The 17,699-nt window shown below is 38.0% G+C and carries 18 protein-coding genes and 1 riboswitch; of the genes, 12 read left to right on the forward strand and 6 right to left on the reverse strand.

Translation table 11 applies throughout. From position 1 onward, the window contains the following. Positions 1 to 35: 35 nt before the first annotated feature. Entirely contained in the window at positions 36 to 647 is a 612-nt protein-coding gene (locus DS745_RS09780; protein ID WP_129078068.1) for a class I SAM-dependent methyltransferase, read from the reverse strand. A 305-nt stretch (positions 648 to 952) separates the two neighbouring features. Here DS745_RS09780 and DS745_RS09785 point away from each other — a divergent pair, with 305 nt between their 5' ends. Both DS745_RS09785 and DS745_RS09790 read left to right on the forward strand, forming a co-directional pair. Beyond that, positions 953 to 2,413, forward strand: a complete 1,461-nt coding sequence (locus DS745_RS09785; protein ID WP_129078069.1) for a SulP family inorganic anion transporter — start codon at positions 953 to 955, stop codon at positions 2,411 to 2,413. Between the two features lie 87 nt (positions 2,414 to 2,500). Next, the gene (locus DS745_RS09790; protein ID WP_129078070.1) at positions 2,501 to 2,920 is read left to right on the forward strand and encodes a universal stress protein; all 420 of its coding nucleotides are present in this window, start codon (positions 2,501 to 2,503) and stop codon (positions 2,918 to 2,920) included. Between the two features lie 143 nt (positions 2,921 to 3,063). Here DS745_RS09790 and DS745_RS09795 read toward each other — a convergent pair whose 3' ends face one another. Then, complete coding sequence (locus DS745_RS09795; protein ID WP_129078071.1) at positions 3,064 to 3,636, reverse strand: hypothetical protein; 573 nt, start codon at positions 3,634 to 3,636, stop codon at positions 3,064 to 3,066. Positions 3,637 to 3,777: 141 nt separating this feature from the next. Next, positions 3,778 to 3,861: riboswitch (cyclic di-GMP riboswitch) on the forward strand. Positions 3,862 to 3,893: 32 nt separating this feature from the next. Between DS745_RS09795 and DS745_RS09800 the strand changes: the two genes are divergently transcribed. The 8 genes from DS745_RS09800 (at position 3,894) to qoxD (ending at position 11,525) form a co-directional block, all read left to right on the forward strand. After that, positions 3,894 to 4,379, forward strand: coding sequence for a hypothetical protein (locus DS745_RS09800; protein WP_129078072.1), 486 nt, complete (start codon positions 3,894 to 3,896; stop codon positions 4,377 to 4,379). 24 nt (positions 4,380 to 4,403) lie between these two features. Next, a complete protein-coding gene (locus tag DS745_RS09805) occupies positions 4,404 to 5,303 on the forward strand; it encodes a coiled-coil domain-containing protein (protein WP_129078073.1) in 900 nt (299 codons plus the stop codon). Between the two features lie 174 nt (positions 5,304 to 5,477). Next, on the forward strand, positions 5,478 to 6,194 hold the full coding sequence (gene sigI / locus DS745_RS09810) for an RNA polymerase sigma-I factor (RefSeq protein ID WP_129078074.1): 717 nt from the start codon (positions 5,478 to 5,480) through the stop codon (positions 6,192 to 6,194). Beyond that, positions 6,191 to 7,318, forward strand: coding sequence for an anti-sigma-I factor RsgI family protein (locus tag DS745_RS09815; RefSeq protein WP_129078075.1), 1,128 nt, complete (start codon positions 6,191 to 6,193; stop codon positions 7,316 to 7,318). The genes sigI and DS745_RS09815 overlap by 4 nt, the downstream gene beginning before the upstream one ends. Before the next feature lie 405 nt (positions 7,319 to 7,723). After that, on the forward strand, positions 7,724 to 8,677 hold the full coding sequence (qoxA, locus tag DS745_RS09820; protein ID WP_277750914.1) for a cytochrome aa3 quinol oxidase subunit II: 954 nt from the start codon (positions 7,724 to 7,726) through the stop codon (positions 8,675 to 8,677). Continuing rightward, the gene (gene qoxB / locus DS745_RS09825; RefSeq protein ID WP_129078076.1) at positions 8,661 to 10,616 is read left to right on the forward strand and encodes a cytochrome aa3 quinol oxidase subunit I; all 1,956 of its coding nucleotides are present in this window, start codon (positions 8,661 to 8,663) and stop codon (positions 10,614 to 10,616) included. Before qoxA ends, qoxB begins: the two co-directional genes overlap by 17 nt. After that, positions 10,616 to 11,221 carry a cytochrome aa3 quinol oxidase subunit III gene (gene qoxC / locus DS745_RS09830; RefSeq protein ID WP_129078077.1) on the forward strand — a complete coding sequence of 202 codons (606 nt, stop codon included), beginning with the start codon at positions 10,616 to 10,618 and terminating at the stop codon, positions 11,219 to 11,221. Before qoxB ends, qoxC begins: the two co-directional genes overlap by 1 nt. Position 11,222: 1 nt before the next feature. After that, on the forward strand, positions 11,223 to 11,525 hold the full coding sequence (qoxD, locus tag DS745_RS09835; RefSeq protein ID WP_129078078.1) for a cytochrome aa3 quinol oxidase subunit IV: 303 nt from the start codon (positions 11,223 to 11,225) through the stop codon (positions 11,523 to 11,525). A gap of 360 nt (positions 11,526 to 11,885) precedes the next feature. Here the strand turns inward: qoxD and DS745_RS09840 are convergent, their stop codons facing one another. The 4 genes from DS745_RS09840 to DS745_RS09855 form a co-directional block, all read right to left on the reverse strand. After that, positions 11,886 to 12,494, reverse strand: coding sequence for a methyltransferase family protein (locus tag DS745_RS09840; RefSeq protein ID WP_161568226.1), 609 nt, complete (start codon positions 12,492 to 12,494; stop codon positions 11,886 to 11,888). Positions 12,495 to 12,547: 53 nt separating this feature from the next. Beyond that, the gene (locus DS745_RS09845) at positions 12,548 to 12,823 is read right to left on the reverse strand and encodes a hypothetical protein (protein WP_129078080.1); all 276 of its coding nucleotides are present in this window, start codon (positions 12,821 to 12,823) and stop codon (positions 12,548 to 12,550) included. 177 nt (positions 12,824 to 13,000) lie between these two features. Further along, positions 13,001 to 13,327, reverse strand: a complete 327-nt coding sequence (locus DS745_RS09850; RefSeq protein WP_129078157.1) for a spore coat protein — start codon at positions 13,325 to 13,327, stop codon at positions 13,001 to 13,003. A 28-nt stretch (positions 13,328 to 13,355) separates the two neighbouring features. After that, positions 13,356 to 13,631 carry a hypothetical protein gene (locus DS745_RS09855; protein ID WP_129078081.1) on the reverse strand — a complete coding sequence of 92 codons (276 nt, stop codon included), beginning with the start codon at positions 13,629 to 13,631 and terminating at the stop codon, positions 13,356 to 13,358. Positions 13,632 to 13,918: 287 nt separating this feature from the next. Here DS745_RS09855 and DS745_RS09860 point away from each other — a divergent pair, with 287 nt between their 5' ends. Together DS745_RS09860 and DS745_RS09865 are read left to right on the forward strand one after the other, a co-directional pair. Beyond that, entirely contained in the window at positions 13,919 to 16,306 is a 2,388-nt protein-coding gene (locus DS745_RS09860) for a 3-hydroxyacyl-CoA dehydrogenase/enoyl-CoA hydratase family protein (protein WP_129078082.1), read from the forward strand. Positions 16,307 to 16,335: 29 nt separating this feature from the next. Next, positions 16,336 to 17,514, forward strand: a complete 1,179-nt coding sequence (locus DS745_RS09865; RefSeq protein ID WP_129078083.1) for an acetyl-CoA C-acetyltransferase — start codon at positions 16,336 to 16,338, stop codon at positions 17,512 to 17,514. Positions 17,515 to 17,699 lie beyond the last annotated feature (185 nt).

Raw genomic sequence — 17,699 nt, forward strand, 5'->3', positions numbered from 1 at the left:
AACATACAAGGAGATCTATGAAAAAAAGTAGGAGTTTATTTTATCGCAACAGCAACCCCGATAGGATAATGAACGTCTTTTCTTGGTGGTTCAATCGTTACCCCTCGTTGAAAATAAATTTCTACATCGCTAAAATCCTTGAACAAAGTGCTGAATTCTTCCTTTGTCAATTGGTGAAAATGGAAGGGCTGGCCACAAGGGACTCCTCTGCCTTTTCCGAAAGGTGTGGATAAAATAAGAGTTCCTCCAGGCTTCAGTAACGAATACATATTTTTCATGAATAATTGATCATCTTCTACATGCTCAATCGTTTCAAAACTCATGATTACATCAAATGAGCCCAATTTTTCTGGTAACGAAGGATCCATGACATCACCTTGCTCAAATTTCAGAGAAGGATGGTAATAGTTGGCCTTAGCGTATTTCAGCGTATCTTCATCAATATCTACACCTATCATTTCTGTAATCTCTTTCTTTTTTACTTTTGCAACCATCTGACTACCATAGCCTGTTCCGCAGGCGATATCTAGAACACGCCCCTCAACGTATGGAGTTGAAAAATAATATCTGGCTGTATGTTCTAAAAGACTCGCGTTTGTTGAGTCCAATTCCTTTGGTATCATGCGTTCCCCTGTATCTTTTAACATGAAATCACCGCTCACTTAAAATTTATTACCTATATCATAACAATTTCTTAAAAAGTATTCCAAATATCAACAAAAAATAAATTTTCTGATTTATTAAACTTTAGTAAATGTGACTTTTTTGTGAAAAAACGAGAAAAGAAAAGATACAAGTAGTTTAACGGAGAAAAATGGCCATGTAGTACGCTTACATCGAAATTCAGATTCTTCTTCATCCGTGGTAGAATTCAATTTGTTGATAACGGACTGACTTTCGTGAGAGTCGAAAGTCAAATTTTTAAAAAACTTAATAAGGAAGAGGTGTAAGCTTGAATTTACAAGCAATTAAACAAGAATGGTTTAGCAATATTAAAGGAGACACCTTAGCAGGGATCGTAGTAGCATTAGCATTAATACCGGAAGCTATTGCATTTTCTATTATTGCAGGTGTAGACCCAATGGTTGGTCTTTATGCTTCTTTTTGTATTGCCGTTGTTATTGCCTTTGTTGGTGGCCGTCCGGGAATGATTTCAGCTGCTACAGGTGCAATGGCATTACTGATGATTACCCTCGTAGCCGATCATGGACTTCAATATTTATTGGCTGCAACAATTTTAACTGGGGTTCTTCAGATTTTATTTGGGGTGCTCAAACTAGCTCAGTATATGAAGTTTGTACCTAGATCAGTTATGGTAGGGTTTGTTAATGCATTAGCAATCCTAATTTTTACAGCTCAATTACAACACTTTGTTGATGTTACATGGGTAATGTATGCTCTAGTTGCTTTAACTTTAGCGATTATTTATATCCTACCTAGATTTACAAAAGCAATTCCATCGACATTAGTAGCGATCATCGTTGTAACAGTCATCGCAGTTTTTGGAAACTTAGGAGTAAGCAATGTAGGAACAATGGGGAATCTTCAGAGTACGTTTCCTATTTTTATGCTTCCATCCATTCCGTTAACATTTGAAACATTAATGATCATTTTTCCATACGCATTAGCACTTTCAATTGTTGGTTTATTAGAGTCTTTATTAACGGCTCAAATCGTTGATGATATGACAGATACGGATAGTGATAAGAACAGAGAAAGTCGCGGTCAAGGGATTGCCAACATTGTTGCCGGCTGTTTCGGTGGGATGGCTGGTTGTGCGATGATTGGTCAGTCAGTGATCAACGTAAAATCAGGTGGTAGAGGACGCTTATCAGCTTTAGTTGCTGGACTTTTCCTGATGTTTTTAATTATTGTCCTTGGCTCGGTTGTTGTACAAATTCCGTTAGCGGCCTTAGCTGGAGTTATGTTCATGGTTGCAATTGGGACATTCGACTGGAATTCATTAAAAACACTTCACAAAATTCCTAGAACAGACGCAACTGTTATGGTTGTTACAGTCTTAACTGTTGTAATTACTCATAACTTAGCAATTGGGGTTTTAACAGGTGTTCTTCTAAGTGCAATTTTCTTCGGAGCGAAAATTTCAAAGGTTCACGTGACTTCTAAACTTTCACACTCAGGTGATAAGAAGACTTACTTTGTTGAAGGGCAACTATTCTTCGTATCGGTTACGGACTTTATTGCTGCCTTCGATTTCAAAGACGCTGTTAAAGAAGTGGAAATCGATTTTAGCCGAGCCCATCTATGGGATGACTCAGCGATAGGTGCGATAGATAAGGTTGAAATGAAATATGAACAAAGTGGAATTACCGTTCATTTTACCGGGTTAAATAAAGAAAGCTCATTATTAGTACAAAAAATTGGTGGCTTATCGAAAAATTCTGGCCATTAATGTATACTGTTAGAAACATACAAAAGTGTCTGTTCATCTTAGATGACCGGCACTTTTGTTTTATTATACGAAAATGGGGGTTATTTCATGTTTGAACATATTTTGCTAGCGGCTGATGGTTCAGCACATTCACTACGAGCAGCTGAAAATGCTATTCACTTAGTAGGGGGAAAAGAACAAAGTAAAGTGACGATTGTATATGTAGTTGATGGAGCAACCTCAAAATCAGATGTGCTACGAATTGGGGACAGTAAAGATATCGCTGAAAAAAGAAAAGAGAAACTAAAGGATATTCTTACATTATTAGAAAAATCATCGATAGCACATGAATTAAAAATCCTTCACGGCGACCCAGGAGAAACAATTGTAGAGTTCGCTAATAATCAAGAGTTTGATTGCCTGGTCATTGGTAGTCGCGGCCTAAATAGTTTACAAAGCATGGTACTTGGTGGGGTTAGTCACAAAGCTGCGAAACGTGCGAAATGCCCTGTGATGATAGTTAAGTAGAATTGTGAATTATGAATTATGAATTATGATTGATAGAACAAAGCTCAGTTCAAAATTGAACTGAGCTTTGTTTGCATTAAAAATAATTTTACGGAACTGCGAAGCCTAGCCCTATCCAACAATTCAAAATTCAAAATTGACAATTATTTTTCATGATGATGATGAGAATGGTCAGTCTCTTCTTGATGATTAGGCAAGGAATAATGATCTGTAAAATAAAAGGCCAGTAAGATAACAATAAATAAAGGAAACCGTCTCCTAAAGAAGAAACTCCTCCAACCTTTTTCTTTAACTGTTACTTCACCTTGCATCATCAATAGCAAAATAAAGAAAACGCCAGCAGCCAGCACAATGATTACGTTCATCGCATTGTTAGCCATATCACTCGAAACCATTACACCTAGCATAGCTCCCATCATTCCACCCATTGCTCCTGAAAGAAAACCGTCTAAAATGGCCATCATACTAATTGGAAATCCAGCTATAGTTCCCATAATTGCACCAAATAAAATACTTATGACCGTGATTTCAAAAAAATGTTCCGGAAAAATAAGACCCATAATCGTCCCAAAAGATAAACCAAGTGTCATCCCAATTGTCATCGCAATCATCATCCCAGCCATAGTGGAGATGTGTTTCCGATACAAAAATAAAAAGCTAAAGATCCAAGCGATAATACATGTGTAAAGTAGAGTTAAAAGTATCTCTAACCCCATATGAGCACCTCCCTACTTAATAATTCATATGAACGTTTTTCAAAATAAGTACAAGTTCTCTCTTAAACAAACGTTTAATTAAATTTCATTCCCCCCCTTAAAATGAAGTAATTCTCCGTATAGATAAGCAAGAAAGAAAAAACAAGTAAAGGGCAAAACCATTGAAAGGTGGTGACGCAAAACTACAGGGACTAAGGGTTCAACCTATGTTAGCCAGTTGCCAAAATGATATTATGGGAAATTTGAGGTGAGAGAACGTGAGTCATAAGGTAGTACATATATTTCTCATCATTCTTTTGACTGCTTTAGTTGGTTGTAGTAAAGCTACGGAAGAAGTTACTGATAACAATCCGAATGGTGATGGTAATAACTACTACGATAATTCCGAACTAGGAATATCAATTGAGGCAGAAACTGGTTGGGTGCTTGAGAAAGAGACCTCACAAACTGTGAAGTTTACGCGTGATAATATAATTGGTTTGATCTCTGTTATTCCAAAAGAAAAAACTGTGTCAGAAATAAAGAAAGAGCTATTATCAGGTGCAGGTGAGGTTACTGTCGTTGGTGAAGGACTTAATTTTATTGCTTGGAAAACTGAGCTAGAAGAAAGCATTCGCACACAGATATGGATTGAGGAAAAGTCAGATCGTCAAATAATAGTCACGATGATGACACCTGACGAAATGTTTGAAGGTAACAGAGAGACGATAGAAGATTTTCGTGAAATGATAGAAATTTATTAAGTGAACAAGGAGAGGAACTAAACGATGAAGAAAATTATATCAACAGCAATTTTAGTAGGTGGTTTAACAATGGGTGGAGCAACCTTTGCCGATAGTGTTGACAATAAAAAAACAGGTGTAGATGAATTGCTATTTCATATCTTTGAAGGAAATGCTCAACTAACGAAAAATGTTGTCCAAAGGGTGATTGTTCAGGATCGCTTTACAGAAAATCGCCTTGATAAAATCGAAACTGTCATTGAAACTGGCGAGGAAAACGCAGTCGGAGAACTAGTTGAAGACATCGATCAGAATTTAGCAGCTATCGAAAATATCGTTGATGAAGCAGCAAAAATTGGTGAGGACATCACTGAACTAGAAGAGGTAATAGCACAAATTATCGTCAAACGTAGTCAAAATCTACTAGCATTATTAGAGCGAGATAACCTTCCTGAGCAAGCGAAGGCTGGAATTAGAAAAGCGTTGGCTAATCAAGAAAGAGCGATGGCTCGTGTGGCAAAAGCCAAAGACCTTTGGAAGTCTGTTGAAGAAGCGATCGCAAAATTAGAAGAAGAGCTAGTAACGGCAGAAGAAGTTGAACTTGTAGAAGAAACAATTGAAGTAGAAAGCGACGTTACAACAGAATTAGAAACAGAAGAAGTAGAAGAAAGCAACAAGCATGTTGTAAAAACAAATGAGAAAGTAGAAAGAACGTTAACTAAGGCTGCAGAGAAAATTCAAAGAACTGAAGAGCGTGCTACAAAACATCTTGAAAAAGGTCAAACAAAAGCTCACGAAAAGGCTCTAGAAAAAATTGAAAGAACACAAAAGCAAGCACAAGAGAAGGTAGAAAGAACATTAGAGCAAGCTGCTGAAAAAGGAAATAAAGGGAATAAAGGTAACAAAGATAATAAAGGAAACGGCCAAGGTCAAGGAAGACCATAATACAAGGCCACAAAAAGAGACTTGCTCAAGCCATCACTAGGTATATTGAGCCAGTCTCTTTCATACGTTATTCAGTTAGTTGGTTTTACTGGTAATATCTTTTACTTTCTTTGACTACATAAACGAAGGATAATAGAAGGATGTACGTATAAATCGGTAAAGGAGGCGTAGGGGATGGAAACCGCTAATGTCGTAGAAGACACTGCTAGTGCCCAAAATGGTGATCAGTTTGTGCGTGAAAAGTTAATTCGTCATTACAAGCCTTACGTGCTTAATACCGTAGGACATATTTGTAAGAAGTATATAAGTTGGAGTGAAGAAGAGGCAAGTATTGGTCTAATAGCTCTAAATAAAGCTATTGATACGTATGACTCATCAAAAGGTAGGACCTTTCTTAATTACGTGTATCTATTAGTGCAAAGGGATTTGATCGATTTTTTTCGCAAAGAAAAGAATGAAAGGCATGTTTCGTTAAATGCCAATGTTATAGATGAAGGAAATCTTCAAACAAATTACGAAGTAGAGCAATCGTTGCAGCGTTATGAAAAGGAAAAACAAGCAAATGATTTAGTAGAAGAGATCCTAGAGCTAAGTGAGGAACTTGAGAAATACCAAATAAACTTTGAAGAATTGGAGAAGTTTTCTCCTAAACATAAAGATACGAGGGAAAGTTTGTTTGAACTCGTTGAGAGATTTGTAGAAGATCAAGAGTGTGTCGAACAGTTTATAAAAAAGAGGCAATTCCCAACGACCATGTTTGTAAAGAAAACAGGGTATAAGGTGAAAACAATTGAAAGACATCGGAAATATATCGTTACGTTGATCTTATTAAAGCTTCATCCACAGTGGATATTGCTGGGTCAATACATTCAAAGAGGGGATCGGTCATGATGGGCAAACTAAGTACAGAAGGAATAGTTGTAAAAGTAACCGAAGATAAAATTGTTTTACTATGCCCAAATGGGGCGTTTAAGAATATTGCTAGAGCTGCTCATAATGCCCCACCATTATTGGGAGAACAGTATGTTCATGTGGAGAAGCAAACATCATGGTTGAAATATGTATCTGTAGCGGCAGTTTTCTTTTTAGCAATTATGGCATACACGATATTTCAAATGACAGCACCCACTAGTTCATACGTACTAGCGATTGATATAAATCCTAGTCTTGAGCTAGTGTTAAATGAGAAAATGGAAGTGGAGAAAGCAACAGGATATAACGAGGAAGCTGTAGAGTTACTCTCAACTTTAAAAATCGAAAACCTTGTATTGGCAGAAGCATATCAAAAGATTATTGAGTATTCTTATGAAAAAGGGTATCTAACGTCTGACAATTCGTATGTTGAAACAGCAATTATTCCGCTTAAAAAACAAAATAAGAAAGTAATTGAAAAAATTGAAGAAACGATTAAAATCTCAACTCCACAAGATGTTGTAGTGACTGTTACACAGAATAATAGTGAAACATATCAAGATGCAAAAGATATGCAAGTGTCTGTAAACAAGTTAACGCACTTAAAAGAACTTAAGAATGATGGAGTTATCGAAAGTGTGCAAGCAGCAAAAGGTAAAAGTGTCTCGGAACTAAGGAAGATGCAGAAGGATTTGAATAAGTCTGAGGAGTCACAAGAAAAAGCTAATCCTAACAAAGGTAAAGGAAATGGCAATGGCAATCAGCCAGAACCTCCTGGATTGAATAAAGATAAGAAGAAAAATAATCAACCATCTATGAGACCAGCTAATCCAGCTGCTGAGAAAAAGGGTGACAACTCTAATAAGGAGAAATCGCCGGGTAATAGCAACAATCCTGGTCAGGGTAACAATGGTAACGAAACTAATAAAGGCAATCCGGCTAAAAATAACGATAAAGGCAATAACAAATCAGGTAAAGGTAATAATGATAAAGGAAATAATCCTGGAAAGGGCAACAATAGTAATAATTCAGGTAAAGGAAACAATCAAGGTAATAATGGTAGCAATCCAGGGAAAGGGAACCCTGGTAAAGGAAATAACTAAAGAAAAGGAAGCCGACTACACATGTTGGCTTCCTTTTCTACTTGTGTCCAAATGTTATTCAAGCATATTAAAATTAGAACAAAAAGTTATGTTCACAAAATAGCCACAATCTAATTACTTGCATTTTTTAAAGGACCTTAAATAGTCACAGACCTTAATTTAATAAGCTTTTTAGTGGTAAATAAACCGGAATCATTTCTAGTACTGTAAAAAGCAGGTAAGAAATTATTTCGAAAAAACAAATTCACAAATTAGACATAAATTATTCGCAATTTAGACATAGGATTTGTTAGGAATTTCACATAAACTGTGGTTAGTAATTAACACTTTGTGTGTAGTGAAAACCTACTAAAATAAAATTCATCACCTAATGGTGAACTGTTGTTGAAGGGAGCTGGATTTTACGTGAAAAAATACTTTTTACCACTATTCCTTTTAAGCCTAGTTATGTTTCTTACCGGTTGTGAAATGGTTGTTTTCCAACCTGAGGGACCACAAGCTAGAAGTATTCTAGAGTTAATTAATTTCTCGATTGTTATGATGCTTTTTGTTATTGTTGTTGTTTTTGCTTTATTCATCTATATTGTCTGGAAGTATCGTGAAACAGCTAAAAACAAAGATTATGAGCCAGAAGAGGAAAAAGGAAGTATCGCTTTAGAAATTACTTGGACAGTAATTCCTCTTTTAATTGTTATTGCTCTTACTATCCCAACGGTACTCGTTACATTCGCTGTTGAAGATGTGCCAAAAGGGTATGAAGATAAAGAGCCTATTACGATCCATGTAACAGCAGCAGACTGGAAATGGATTTTTAGTTATCCAGAAGAAGACATCCAAACAGTTAACTATGTGAATATTCCGATCGAAACACCAATTTTGTTTAAGTTAACATCTGCTAGTACGATGCAATCATTTTGGGTCCCGCAGCTCGGTGGTCAAAAATACGCCATGGCAAACATGGAAAACGAATTGTATTTATTAGCAGAGCGCCCAGGAACGTTTATGGGTCGTAATACAAACTTTAACGGACAAGGTTATGCCTATATGGACTTTGACGTTGTTGCAAAAACAGAAGCTGATTATGAGAAATGGGTGCAAGACGTAAAGCAAACAGCACCAACCTTAACAGAAGAAAAGTATATGCACATTCTTTATCCAGGTGTTGTTGGCCGTATGACATTTAACGAAACGCACCTACAATGGGTAAACCATGCTGATCATGATGCACAAATTTTCTTACACCAAGAAACGTATCGTAACTACTACCATACAAAAGGTGAGGGTTATGAGCGCGAGTATAACACGATAGAGCCAAGATCGTCAGAAGAAGGAGGCCACAATCATGGGAAACGGGATTAAGTTTAGCGAAATCTTAGTTACTGGTGATCCGTTAATTTTAGCTTCGCAGATTGCTATTTTACTAACTTCTATTGCAATTGTTGCAGGTTTAACGTATTTCAATAAATGGAGTTGGCTATGGCGTGAGTGGCTAACAACGGTTGATCATAAGAAAATTGGTATTATGTATATTATTGCTGGTGTTGTGATGTTCTTCCGTGGTGGAATGGACGGCTTAATGATGCGAGCCCAAACGTCACAACCCGGGTTAGAGATTTTAAGCTCACAGCATTACAACGAAGTATTTACCGCACACGGCGTAATTATGATTTTGTTTATGGCTATGCCATTATTAATTGGTTTAATGAACGTGATTATCCCATTACAAATTGGAGCGAGAGACGTAGCGTTTCCACAGTTAAATGCGCTTAGCTTCTGGTTATTCTTTAGTGGTGCAATGCTGTTTAACATCGCTTTCGTTATCGGTGGAGCTCCTGATGCTGGTTGGACATCTTACTTCCCGCTAGCTGGTAAAGAGTTTACACCTAATGTCGGTAATAACTATTACGCAATTTCATTACAGATCGCAGGGATTGGTACGTTAATGTCTGGTATTAACTTTATCGTTACGATCTTGAAAATGCGTACAAAGGGTATGACGTTAATGCGTATGCCAATGTTTACTTGGACGTCATTTATTGCATCAATCATTATCGTTGCCGCATTCCCGATTTTTACAGTTGCTTTAGGCTACATGGCATTAGACCGCATTTTCGGGACGCACATCTTTACGATTTCTGGTGGTGGAGAACCGATGCATTGGGCGAACCTATTCTGGTTATGGGGTCACCCTGAGGTATATATCGTAGCCTTACCTGCTTTCGGTATTTTCTCTGAAATTATTGCCACTCATTCTCGTAAAAATTTATATGGATACTCATCAATGGTTATTTCCATTGTTGGTATTGCGATTTTAAGTATGTTAGTTTGGGTTCACCATTTCTATACGATGGGTTCAGGACCAGTAGTTAACTCAGTATTCTCGATTACAACAATGTTAATTGCTGTTCCAACAGGTATGAAGATTTTTAACTGGTTATTTACAATGCGTAAAGGTCGCATTCAGATGACTAATGCAATGCTATGGTCATTGGCGTTTATCCCAACGTTTACAATTGGTGGGGTAACAGGGGTTATGCTTGCGATGGCGGCAGCTGACTACCAGTACCACAATACAATGTTCCTAGTGGCACACTTCCACTATGTATTAATTCCTGGTGTTGTGTTCGCGGTGTTTGCAGCGCTTTACTACTGGTGGCCAAAAATGTTTGGTTTCACGCTTAATGAGAAAATTGGTAGATGGCACTTCTGGTTATTCAATATTGGTTTTAACATGACATTTATGCCAATGTTCTTCTTAGGCTTAAAAGGGATGTCTCGTCGTATGTTCACATACCAAGAAGGTCTTGGTTGGGAACCATTATTATTAGTTTCATTTGCAGGTTCACTAATTTTAGCTGCTGGGTTTGCAGCGTTCTGTTACAACATTTACTGGAGCTTCCGTTATGCTTCTCGCGACGTATCAAATGATCCATGGGATGGTAGAACGCTCGAGTGGGCAACAGCTTCTCCCGTTCAACACTATAACTTTGCGAAGCTTCCAGAAGTAACTGGAATCGATGCGTATTGGAAAATGAAGAAAGAAGGCACAACTGGTTTAATTAAAGAAGAGATCGAGCCAGTGCATATGCCGAGTAATTCAGGAATTCCATTCTTTATGGGAGTCGTGTTTACGATCGTTGGTTTATTCCTTGTATTCGAATGGTTAATACCAGCACTTATTGCTTCGTTCTTAATCTTCGTCGGCTTAATCATGCGTTCGTTTGATTATGATGACGGCTACTATGTTGGCGTTGATGAAGTAACGAAAACAGAACAAAGTTGGAGAGGTGATTTATAATGGCAGGTACTGTTGATAAGTCATTACCAATGGAATATCAAACACAGCAATCACAGATGAATATTCTTGGCTTCTGGGTGTTCCTAGGTGCGGAAATCGTATTATTTGCCACGTTATTCGCTACCTACTTTGTTCTTCAGGATCGAACAGTAGGTGGACCAACTGCACAAGATATGTTTGTTCTACGTGATGTGTTAATCTTAACGTTTATCTTATTAACAAGTAGTTTTACATGTGGACTTGCGATCCATGAAATGCGTCGCAACAATGAAAATGGCGTATTACTCTGGTTAGCAGTGACAATGGTTCTTGGTATGGCATTTATCGGAATGGAAGTTTTTGAGTTTATACACTATGTTGACATGGGTGCAACGATGCAAACAAGTGCTTTCCTATCTAGTCTTTATGCACTCCTTGGGACCCACGGATTGCACGTAACCTTGGGTGTCGGCTGGATGCTAGCAATCATCTTGCAAGTGTACCGTCGTGGTTTAACGCATGTTACAACACGTAAAATCTTTATCGTAAGTTTATATTGGCACTTCTTAGACGTCGTGTGGATCTTCATCTTCACATTCGTCTATATCCAAGGGATGGTGATGTAATATGGCACAACCAACAGGACGTTTTCCTAAAAAAGAAGTGTTTGGATTTCTATCATCAATCATCATGACATTACTAGCCATTATCGTCGCGTTCCGTACAAACCTCTCAGGAGGCGCGATCATGGCGATCATTGGAGGCTTGGCTCTATTACAGGCCGGCCTTCAGCTAACAATGTTTATGCACGTAACTGAAGGAAAAGACGGTAAATCAAACGTTATCAACATGGTATACAGCGCGTTCCTAGCACTAGTTATCGTATTCGGTTCAATTTGGATCCTAACTTCAGGCCACATGGCGCACTAGGTACGGTGCCAGGCACCAAGGAAAGTTCACTTTCACCAATTACGTCCTACTATTTCCTAAAGGTACACATTCAATAAAAGAAAGTGAACTTTTCTGTTAGACACTACATTCAAGTAGTAACCACAAAAAGACAAAAAAGGAAGAAAGTCCACCTCTGGTGGACTTTCTTCCTTTTTAAACTAATGTCTATACAAGGTGGACTTGACTTTTCGGAAAAAATGTCCACGAAGGGTGCCTACCCTGAATATAGAAACTACAGGAAGTTCACTTTCTTTAATTTTGATATCCTTCAGAAATATATCATCCATGTTGATAGAAAGTGAACTTTCATTGGTGCCAGGCACCTCTCAAGGCACCTGCTCAATAAAGAAACGGAAACAGCCGAAAGCGGCGACGACACCAGCTCTGGTAGATCTCACCATATTTTTGCTGCAAAACTTTCTCCTCTAATGACATTCGATAATGTAATATACTGCCGAACACCGGAAAAACAATAATAACTGCAAAAATATGCCCGCAAATAAATACACATAAACCTAGTGTAATTAAGAAAAGGCCTACATGAAAAGGGTGCCTTGCGAAACGATAAGGACCATAGCTAATAAGTGGTCGATCCTTATGAGGATGAATGGTCCTAGAAAAATATTGGCGCATTACGGAATATGCCCAATAGCGGATCGCTATTCCAATGACAAGCAACACGATACTTACTTTTTTCAATAACAAATTACCTTCTCCAATATATAGGTTGGAGAAGAGAAGACTTGCACCTATACATAACAGAAAGCCTGCTTGTACTAGGGTAAGACTTAAATCTCTAGAGGTACGGTCCTCCTTTGTTCGCTGATCTTTAAAAAGTATAAATTGAATTATCCATAGGCCGACGACAATACTTAAAATAATCATGTCTTTTTCCATATTGTTAATATGCGATTCGATACGAGTTTTTATCCAAGACGAAAAACTCAAAATAAAAAAACACACCCTGCTTCTTAAGAGTATGTTCTGCTTTTTTATGTACATTATGATGAATGGCACTGTGACCTTCTTGTTGGTTTTAATGTGATGTTAGCTAAGTATGGATACTCATTATTACTAAACAGTTCCACTAATTTGGCAAATTCCGTAATTAGTGAATGTTCATTGTTGATATGTGTTTCAAAAAGTGCCTCAATCTCCAGCCTTAAAGTTCCTTTAAACATAAAATTTTGTTGCACAGCCTTAAGTGCTGAATGTTTGTCTTTACTGGAGGATAAAATGCTTAAAATCATTGAGGCATATATTTGACTATCCTTCATGACGAATTCTTCGCTCCCTTTTATCTGTTTCACAAATTTCTCACATCTTTTATTATACAGTAAAAAAAGCCAATAGGAACATTTTTTAGAAATTTATAAACAATTTATGAATATTGACCTATAGTAAGTCGGTGTTTGTAAAGTAGAAGGACCTGCGTTAAGCAGGTCCATAACTCGTTAAGACAATGTGTTCCCTTGATATGGGAACTGGCTAGAGTAGCCTGAAAACTGTTGGTACGTTTGGTCTAACTTTTGTGCATCAGCTGCTTCAAAAGAGTACCAACCTTTTTTAAACATTAAGTTAAATAATTGACGCTGACAATTTTGCGTCTCGTTAAAGATTTGGTTTAAATCTTGATAAAGGCTTTCATGACTAGCTTCATTCATTGCAATACTATATGAACTTGTCATATATTTTTCCGTTGCTAAGCAGTCATTAATAAAATCACGATCACTCATTTGTGGTGTTTTAGGTATTTGTGTTTCTGGGTTTTGAATTTTCATGTTTTGGTTGCTCATTTTATAATCCTCCTTATTGCAATTGGCTTTGCGAAGGTTGGTTTGGATTTTGTAAATGGTTGATAATTGTTTGGTAATGGCGTTGGTGCATTTGGCCACATTGTTCTAAAGCCGCTCTGATTTCTGGGTCTGTACATTGTTGAGCAAAAAAGTGAGCTTTTTTCATCGCTAGTAAATTCCAAGAGAGCATATCTGAGATATAAAATTGGTCTTTGCCAGTTACGATTGTTGGTGGTTGAGGCATAATCCCTTGTTGCTGCATTTGATTTGGTTGCATTTGTTGTTGCATCTAGTTTACCTCCTTGTGAAAAGTAAGAAAGACAAGCTTTCGAACTTATTGTTTGTCATAGGAGAATGAACTATCCTTGCTAAATTTAGCTTAGTTGGACAGACACAAAAGTAAGTATTCAAAATTAATTAACTTTTTCAAAAGTTTTTTATTGCACTATTTTGTAAAATCTTTTATAGTTAAAATTGTAAAGAAGTTGTTGGAGTTTTTATCGTGCACAAACGTGCAAAAATTTTTTTCACCAAAAAATGAATGAGTATTCATTCAAGGGGGAGAAGGAGGTACTTATGATCGGAAGAATCGGTAAAGTAGCTATTTTAGGATCAGGGGTTATGGGATCTGGAATTGCCGCTCATTTAGCAAACATTGGTATTCCAACATTATTATTAGACATTGTCCCACGTGAACTAACAGAAGAGGAAAAACAAAAAGGACTTACATTACAAGATATGCAGGTTCGCAATCGTTTATCTCAAACTGCCATACAAAAATTATTAAAGCAAAAACCAGCTCCTCTTTCAGAAAAGAGCCACGTGAGCTTAATTGAAGCAGGCAACATGGAAGATGATATGAAACGCCTTTCAGAAGTTGATTGGATCATTGAGGTAGTTGTTGAAAACTTAGATATTAAAAAGAAGGTATTTACACAAGTTGATGAATACCGTAAGCCAGGAAGTATTGTAAGTTCAAATACATCAGGTATTTCTATAGAAGCGATGGCAGAAGGACGTTCTGAAGATTTCCGTAAGCACTTCTTAGGAACACACTTCTTTAATCCACCAAGATACTTAAAACTTTTAGAGGTTATCCGCACAAAGGATACAAGTGATGAAGTGTTCCAATTTATGAAACAATTTGGGGAAGATGTGCTTGGTAAAGGTGTTGTTGAGGCAAAAGACACGCCAAACTTTATCGCCAATCGTATTGGAACATATGGATTATTAGTCACTGTTGATCAAATGGTCAAAGGCGGTTACTCAGTAGGTGAGGTTGACTCAGTCACTGGTCCTGCATTAGGAAGACCGAAAAGCGCTACTTTCCGTACTTTAGACGTAGTTGGTTTAGATACATTCTTACACGTAGCGAAAAACGTGTACGACCAAGTTGAAGGAGCAGAAAAAGCTGTATTTGATCCACCACAATTTATGCGAGACATGGCTGAAAGAGGCTGGCTTGGAAGTAAGTCTGGCCAAGGATTTTTCTTAAAGAAAAAAGGGGAAAACGGTAGTGAAATCCTTGAACTAGACTACAACACAATGGAATATGTGCCTGGGAAGAAATTAAAGGCAGCATCTGTTCAGGCGAGTAAACAAGCAAAAGGCAGAAGCGAAAAATTGAAAGCGCTTGTATACGCAAAAGACCGCGCTGGAGAGCTAGTGTGGAACATCCTAAAGCCAGTCCTGATTTACTCTGCAGAGAAAGCGACCGAGATTGCTGATGATATTTTAGCGATCGACCAAGCGATGAAGTGGGGCTTTGGTTGGGAACTAGGACCGTTTGAAACGTGGGATGCGATTGGCGTAGCAAAATCAGTCGAGCGCATGGAAGCTGAAGGCGAAACTGTACCTGCTTGGGTAAAAGAAATGCTTGAAAAAGGTCACAAATCGTTTTATGAAGGTCGAAATCGTTTTTATGAAAACGGTGACTATACAACAGCAGTTGAAAATCCAAAAGTTATCCATATTAAAACATTGAAAGAAAATGAAAAGATCATTAAAAAGAATTCTGGTGCATCACTCATTGATATTGGTGACGACGTTGCCGTTCTAGAGTTTACATCACCCAACAATTCAATTGGGTTAGATGTCATGCAGATGATCAACTATTCAATAGAAGAAGTTGCAAAAAACTACAAAGGGCTTGTCATTAACAACCAAGGGAAAAACTTCTGTGTTGGTGCCAATTTAATGATGATCTTGATGGAAGCTCAAGACGATAATTTCTATGAGATTGATCTAGTAGTTCGTCAATTCCAAAAGACAATGGCAAATATTCGCTATTCACCGAAACCGGTTGTAACGGCTCCGTTTGGAATGACTCTAGGAGGCGGTACTGAAATCGCTTTACCTTCAGCTCGTATCCAGGCTTCAGTTGAGACATATATGGGCTTAGTAGAAGTAGGTGTTGGGTTAATTCCTGGTGGAGGCGGTAACAAAGAGCTTTACTTACGTCTCTTAGAAGGCTTACCAGAAGGAGCTCAAATCGACTTACAAGCAATTGCTAACCGCACATTTGAAACGATTGCCATGGCGAAAGTCTCAACATCTGCTCATGAAGCTGCAAAACTTGGATTTATCCGTCCGCAAGATGGAATTAGTATGAACGGTGATCACCTATTACATGATGCGAAACAACACGTTATCCACTTGGATAATCAAGGCTACCAACCACCGCAACGTAAGAAAATCCCTGTTGTTGGTGAAAGTGGTTATGCAACGATGCTGTTAGGAGCAAAAACGATGCAATTTGGCGGGATGATCTCTGACCACGACTTAAAAATTGCTCAAAAGCTTGCTTTCACAATTGCCGGTGGTCGTGTACCAAAAGGCACATTAGTTGATGAGCAGTATCTCTTAGACATTGAAAGAGAAGCTTTCTTAAGTCTTGTTGGGGAACCAAAAACGCAACAACGTATGCAATACATGTTAACGAAAGGTAAACCGTTACGTAACTAACAGTACGAGTTCATGAAGGAGGGAAGATCGTGAGAGAAGCGGTTATTGTTGCAGGTGCTAGAACACCTGTCGGAAAAGCAAAAAAAGGAACATTAGCAAGTGTTCGTCCTGACGATTTAGGGGCGCTTACAGTTAAAGAAACACTTAAACGAGCTGGGAATTTTGATCCTAGTAAAATAGATGACATTATTATCGGATGTGCGATGCCTGAGGCGGAACAAGGTATGAATATGGCACGAAATATCGGTGCTTTAGCAGGGCTTCCTGACACGGTTCCAGCGATTACGATTAATCGTTATTGCTCTTCAGGATTACAAAGTATCGCCTACGGTGCAGAACGCATTATGTTAGGCCATGCAAATGCGATTATCGCAGGTGGAGCAGAAACTATGACAATGATCCCGATGGGTGGTCACGTCATTGCTCCAAACCCAACATTAGTCGAAAATGCTCCAGAATATTATATGGGCATGGGTTTTACAGCTGAAGAAGTGGCCCGTAAGTATGAAATTAGCCGCGCGGACCAAGACGCATTCGCTGTAGAAAGTCATCGGAAAGCTGCCAAAGCAATTGAAGAAGGTAAATTTGCAGACGAGATCGTACCAGTCGAAGTAACACTTCGTTCTGTAGGCGCTGACAATAAATTAAAAGAAAAGAAAATCTTATTTGCTAAAGATGAAGGTGTACGTATTGATACGACACTTGAAGGACTAGGCAAATTAAGACCAGCATTCCACCCAAAAGGAACGGTAACAGCAGGTAACGCATCACAAATGAGTGATGGTGCTGCTTCAGTATTAGTGATGGACCGTGAAATGGCAGAAGCAGAAGGGTTAACACCATTGGTTCGCTTCCGTTCATTTGCAGTCGCAGGTGTTCCACCACAAATCATGGGGATTGGACCAGTTGAAGCAATCCCTAAAGCTCTTAAACTAGCAGGTTTAGAGTTATCTGATATTGGCTTATTTGAACTGAATGAAGCTTTTGCTTCTCAAAGTTTACAGGTAATTCGTCACTTAAACCTTGATATGAATAAGGTAAATGTTAATGGTGGAGCAATCGCTCTAGGCCATCCACTAGGATGCACAGGTACGAAGCTAACATTATCACTTATTCATGAAATGAAACGTCGCGGCGAGCAATTCGGTGTCGTTACAATGTGTATCGGCGGCGGTATGGGAGCTGCTGGAGTGTTTGAACTAATCTAGAAGTGCAATTATGAATTATGAATTTTGAATTATGAATTGTTGTGGGGGAATGCTTTGGAGCATTTCTCCAAGCTAGATTAATAGAATTATGTATTTTGGATTGTTGTAAGTACATCGAAGCGGTACTAAGAACAATTCATCATTCATAATTGACAATTATCAATTAACTAAGGGGGTCTTTATAA

The organism is Anaerobacillus alkaliphilus, from assembly GCF_004116265.1.
Taxonomy (GTDB): domain Bacteria; phylum Bacillota; class Bacilli; order Bacillales; family Anaerobacillaceae; genus Anaerobacillus; species Anaerobacillus alkaliphilus.

What these genes read in the sequence shown, in the direction of transcription:
- DS745_RS09780 (WP_129078068.1), bottom strand. Translation starts at nt 647, where the DNA reads ATGTTAAAAGATACAGGGGAACGCATGATACCAAAGGAATTGGACTCA.
- DS745_RS09790 (WP_129078070.1), top strand. Translation starts at nt 2,501, where the DNA reads ATGTTTGAACATATTTTGCTAGCGGCTGATGGTTCAGCACATTCACTA.
- DS745_RS09795 (WP_129078071.1), bottom strand. Translation starts at nt 3,636, where the DNA reads ATGGGGTTAGAGATACTTTTAACTCTACTTTACACATGTATTATCGCT.
- DS745_RS09805 (WP_129078073.1), top strand. Translation starts at nt 4,404, where the DNA reads ATGAAGAAAATTATATCAACAGCAATTTTAGTAGGTGGTTTAACAATG.
- sigI (WP_129078074.1), top strand. Translation starts at nt 5,478, where the DNA reads ATGGAAACCGCTAATGTCGTAGAAGACACTGCTAGTGCCCAAAATGGT.
- DS745_RS09815 (WP_129078075.1), top strand. Translation starts at nt 6,191, where the DNA reads ATGATGGGCAAACTAAGTACAGAAGGAATAGTTGTAAAAGTAACCGAA.
- qoxB (WP_129078076.1), top strand. Translation starts at nt 8,661, where the DNA reads ATGGGAAACGGGATTAAGTTTAGCGAAATCTTAGTTACTGGTGATCCG.
- qoxC (WP_129078077.1), top strand. Translation starts at nt 10,616, where the DNA reads ATGGCAGGTACTGTTGATAAGTCATTACCAATGGAATATCAAACACAG.
- qoxD (WP_129078078.1), top strand. Translation starts at nt 11,223, where the DNA reads ATGGCACAACCAACAGGACGTTTTCCTAAAAAAGAAGTGTTTGGATTT.
- DS745_RS09845 (WP_129078080.1), bottom strand. Translation starts at nt 12,823, where the DNA reads ATGAAGGATAGTCAAATATATGCCTCAATGATTTTAAGCATTTTATCC.
- DS745_RS09850 (WP_129078157.1), bottom strand. Translation starts at nt 13,327, where the DNA reads ATGAAAATTCAAAACCCAGAAACACAAATACCTAAAACACCACAAATG.
- DS745_RS09855 (WP_129078081.1), bottom strand. Translation starts at nt 13,631, where the DNA reads ATGCAACAACAAATGCAACCAAATCAAATGCAGCAACAAGGGATTATG.
- DS745_RS09860 (WP_129078082.1), top strand. Translation starts at nt 13,919, where the DNA reads ATGATCGGAAGAATCGGTAAAGTAGCTATTTTAGGATCAGGGGTTATG.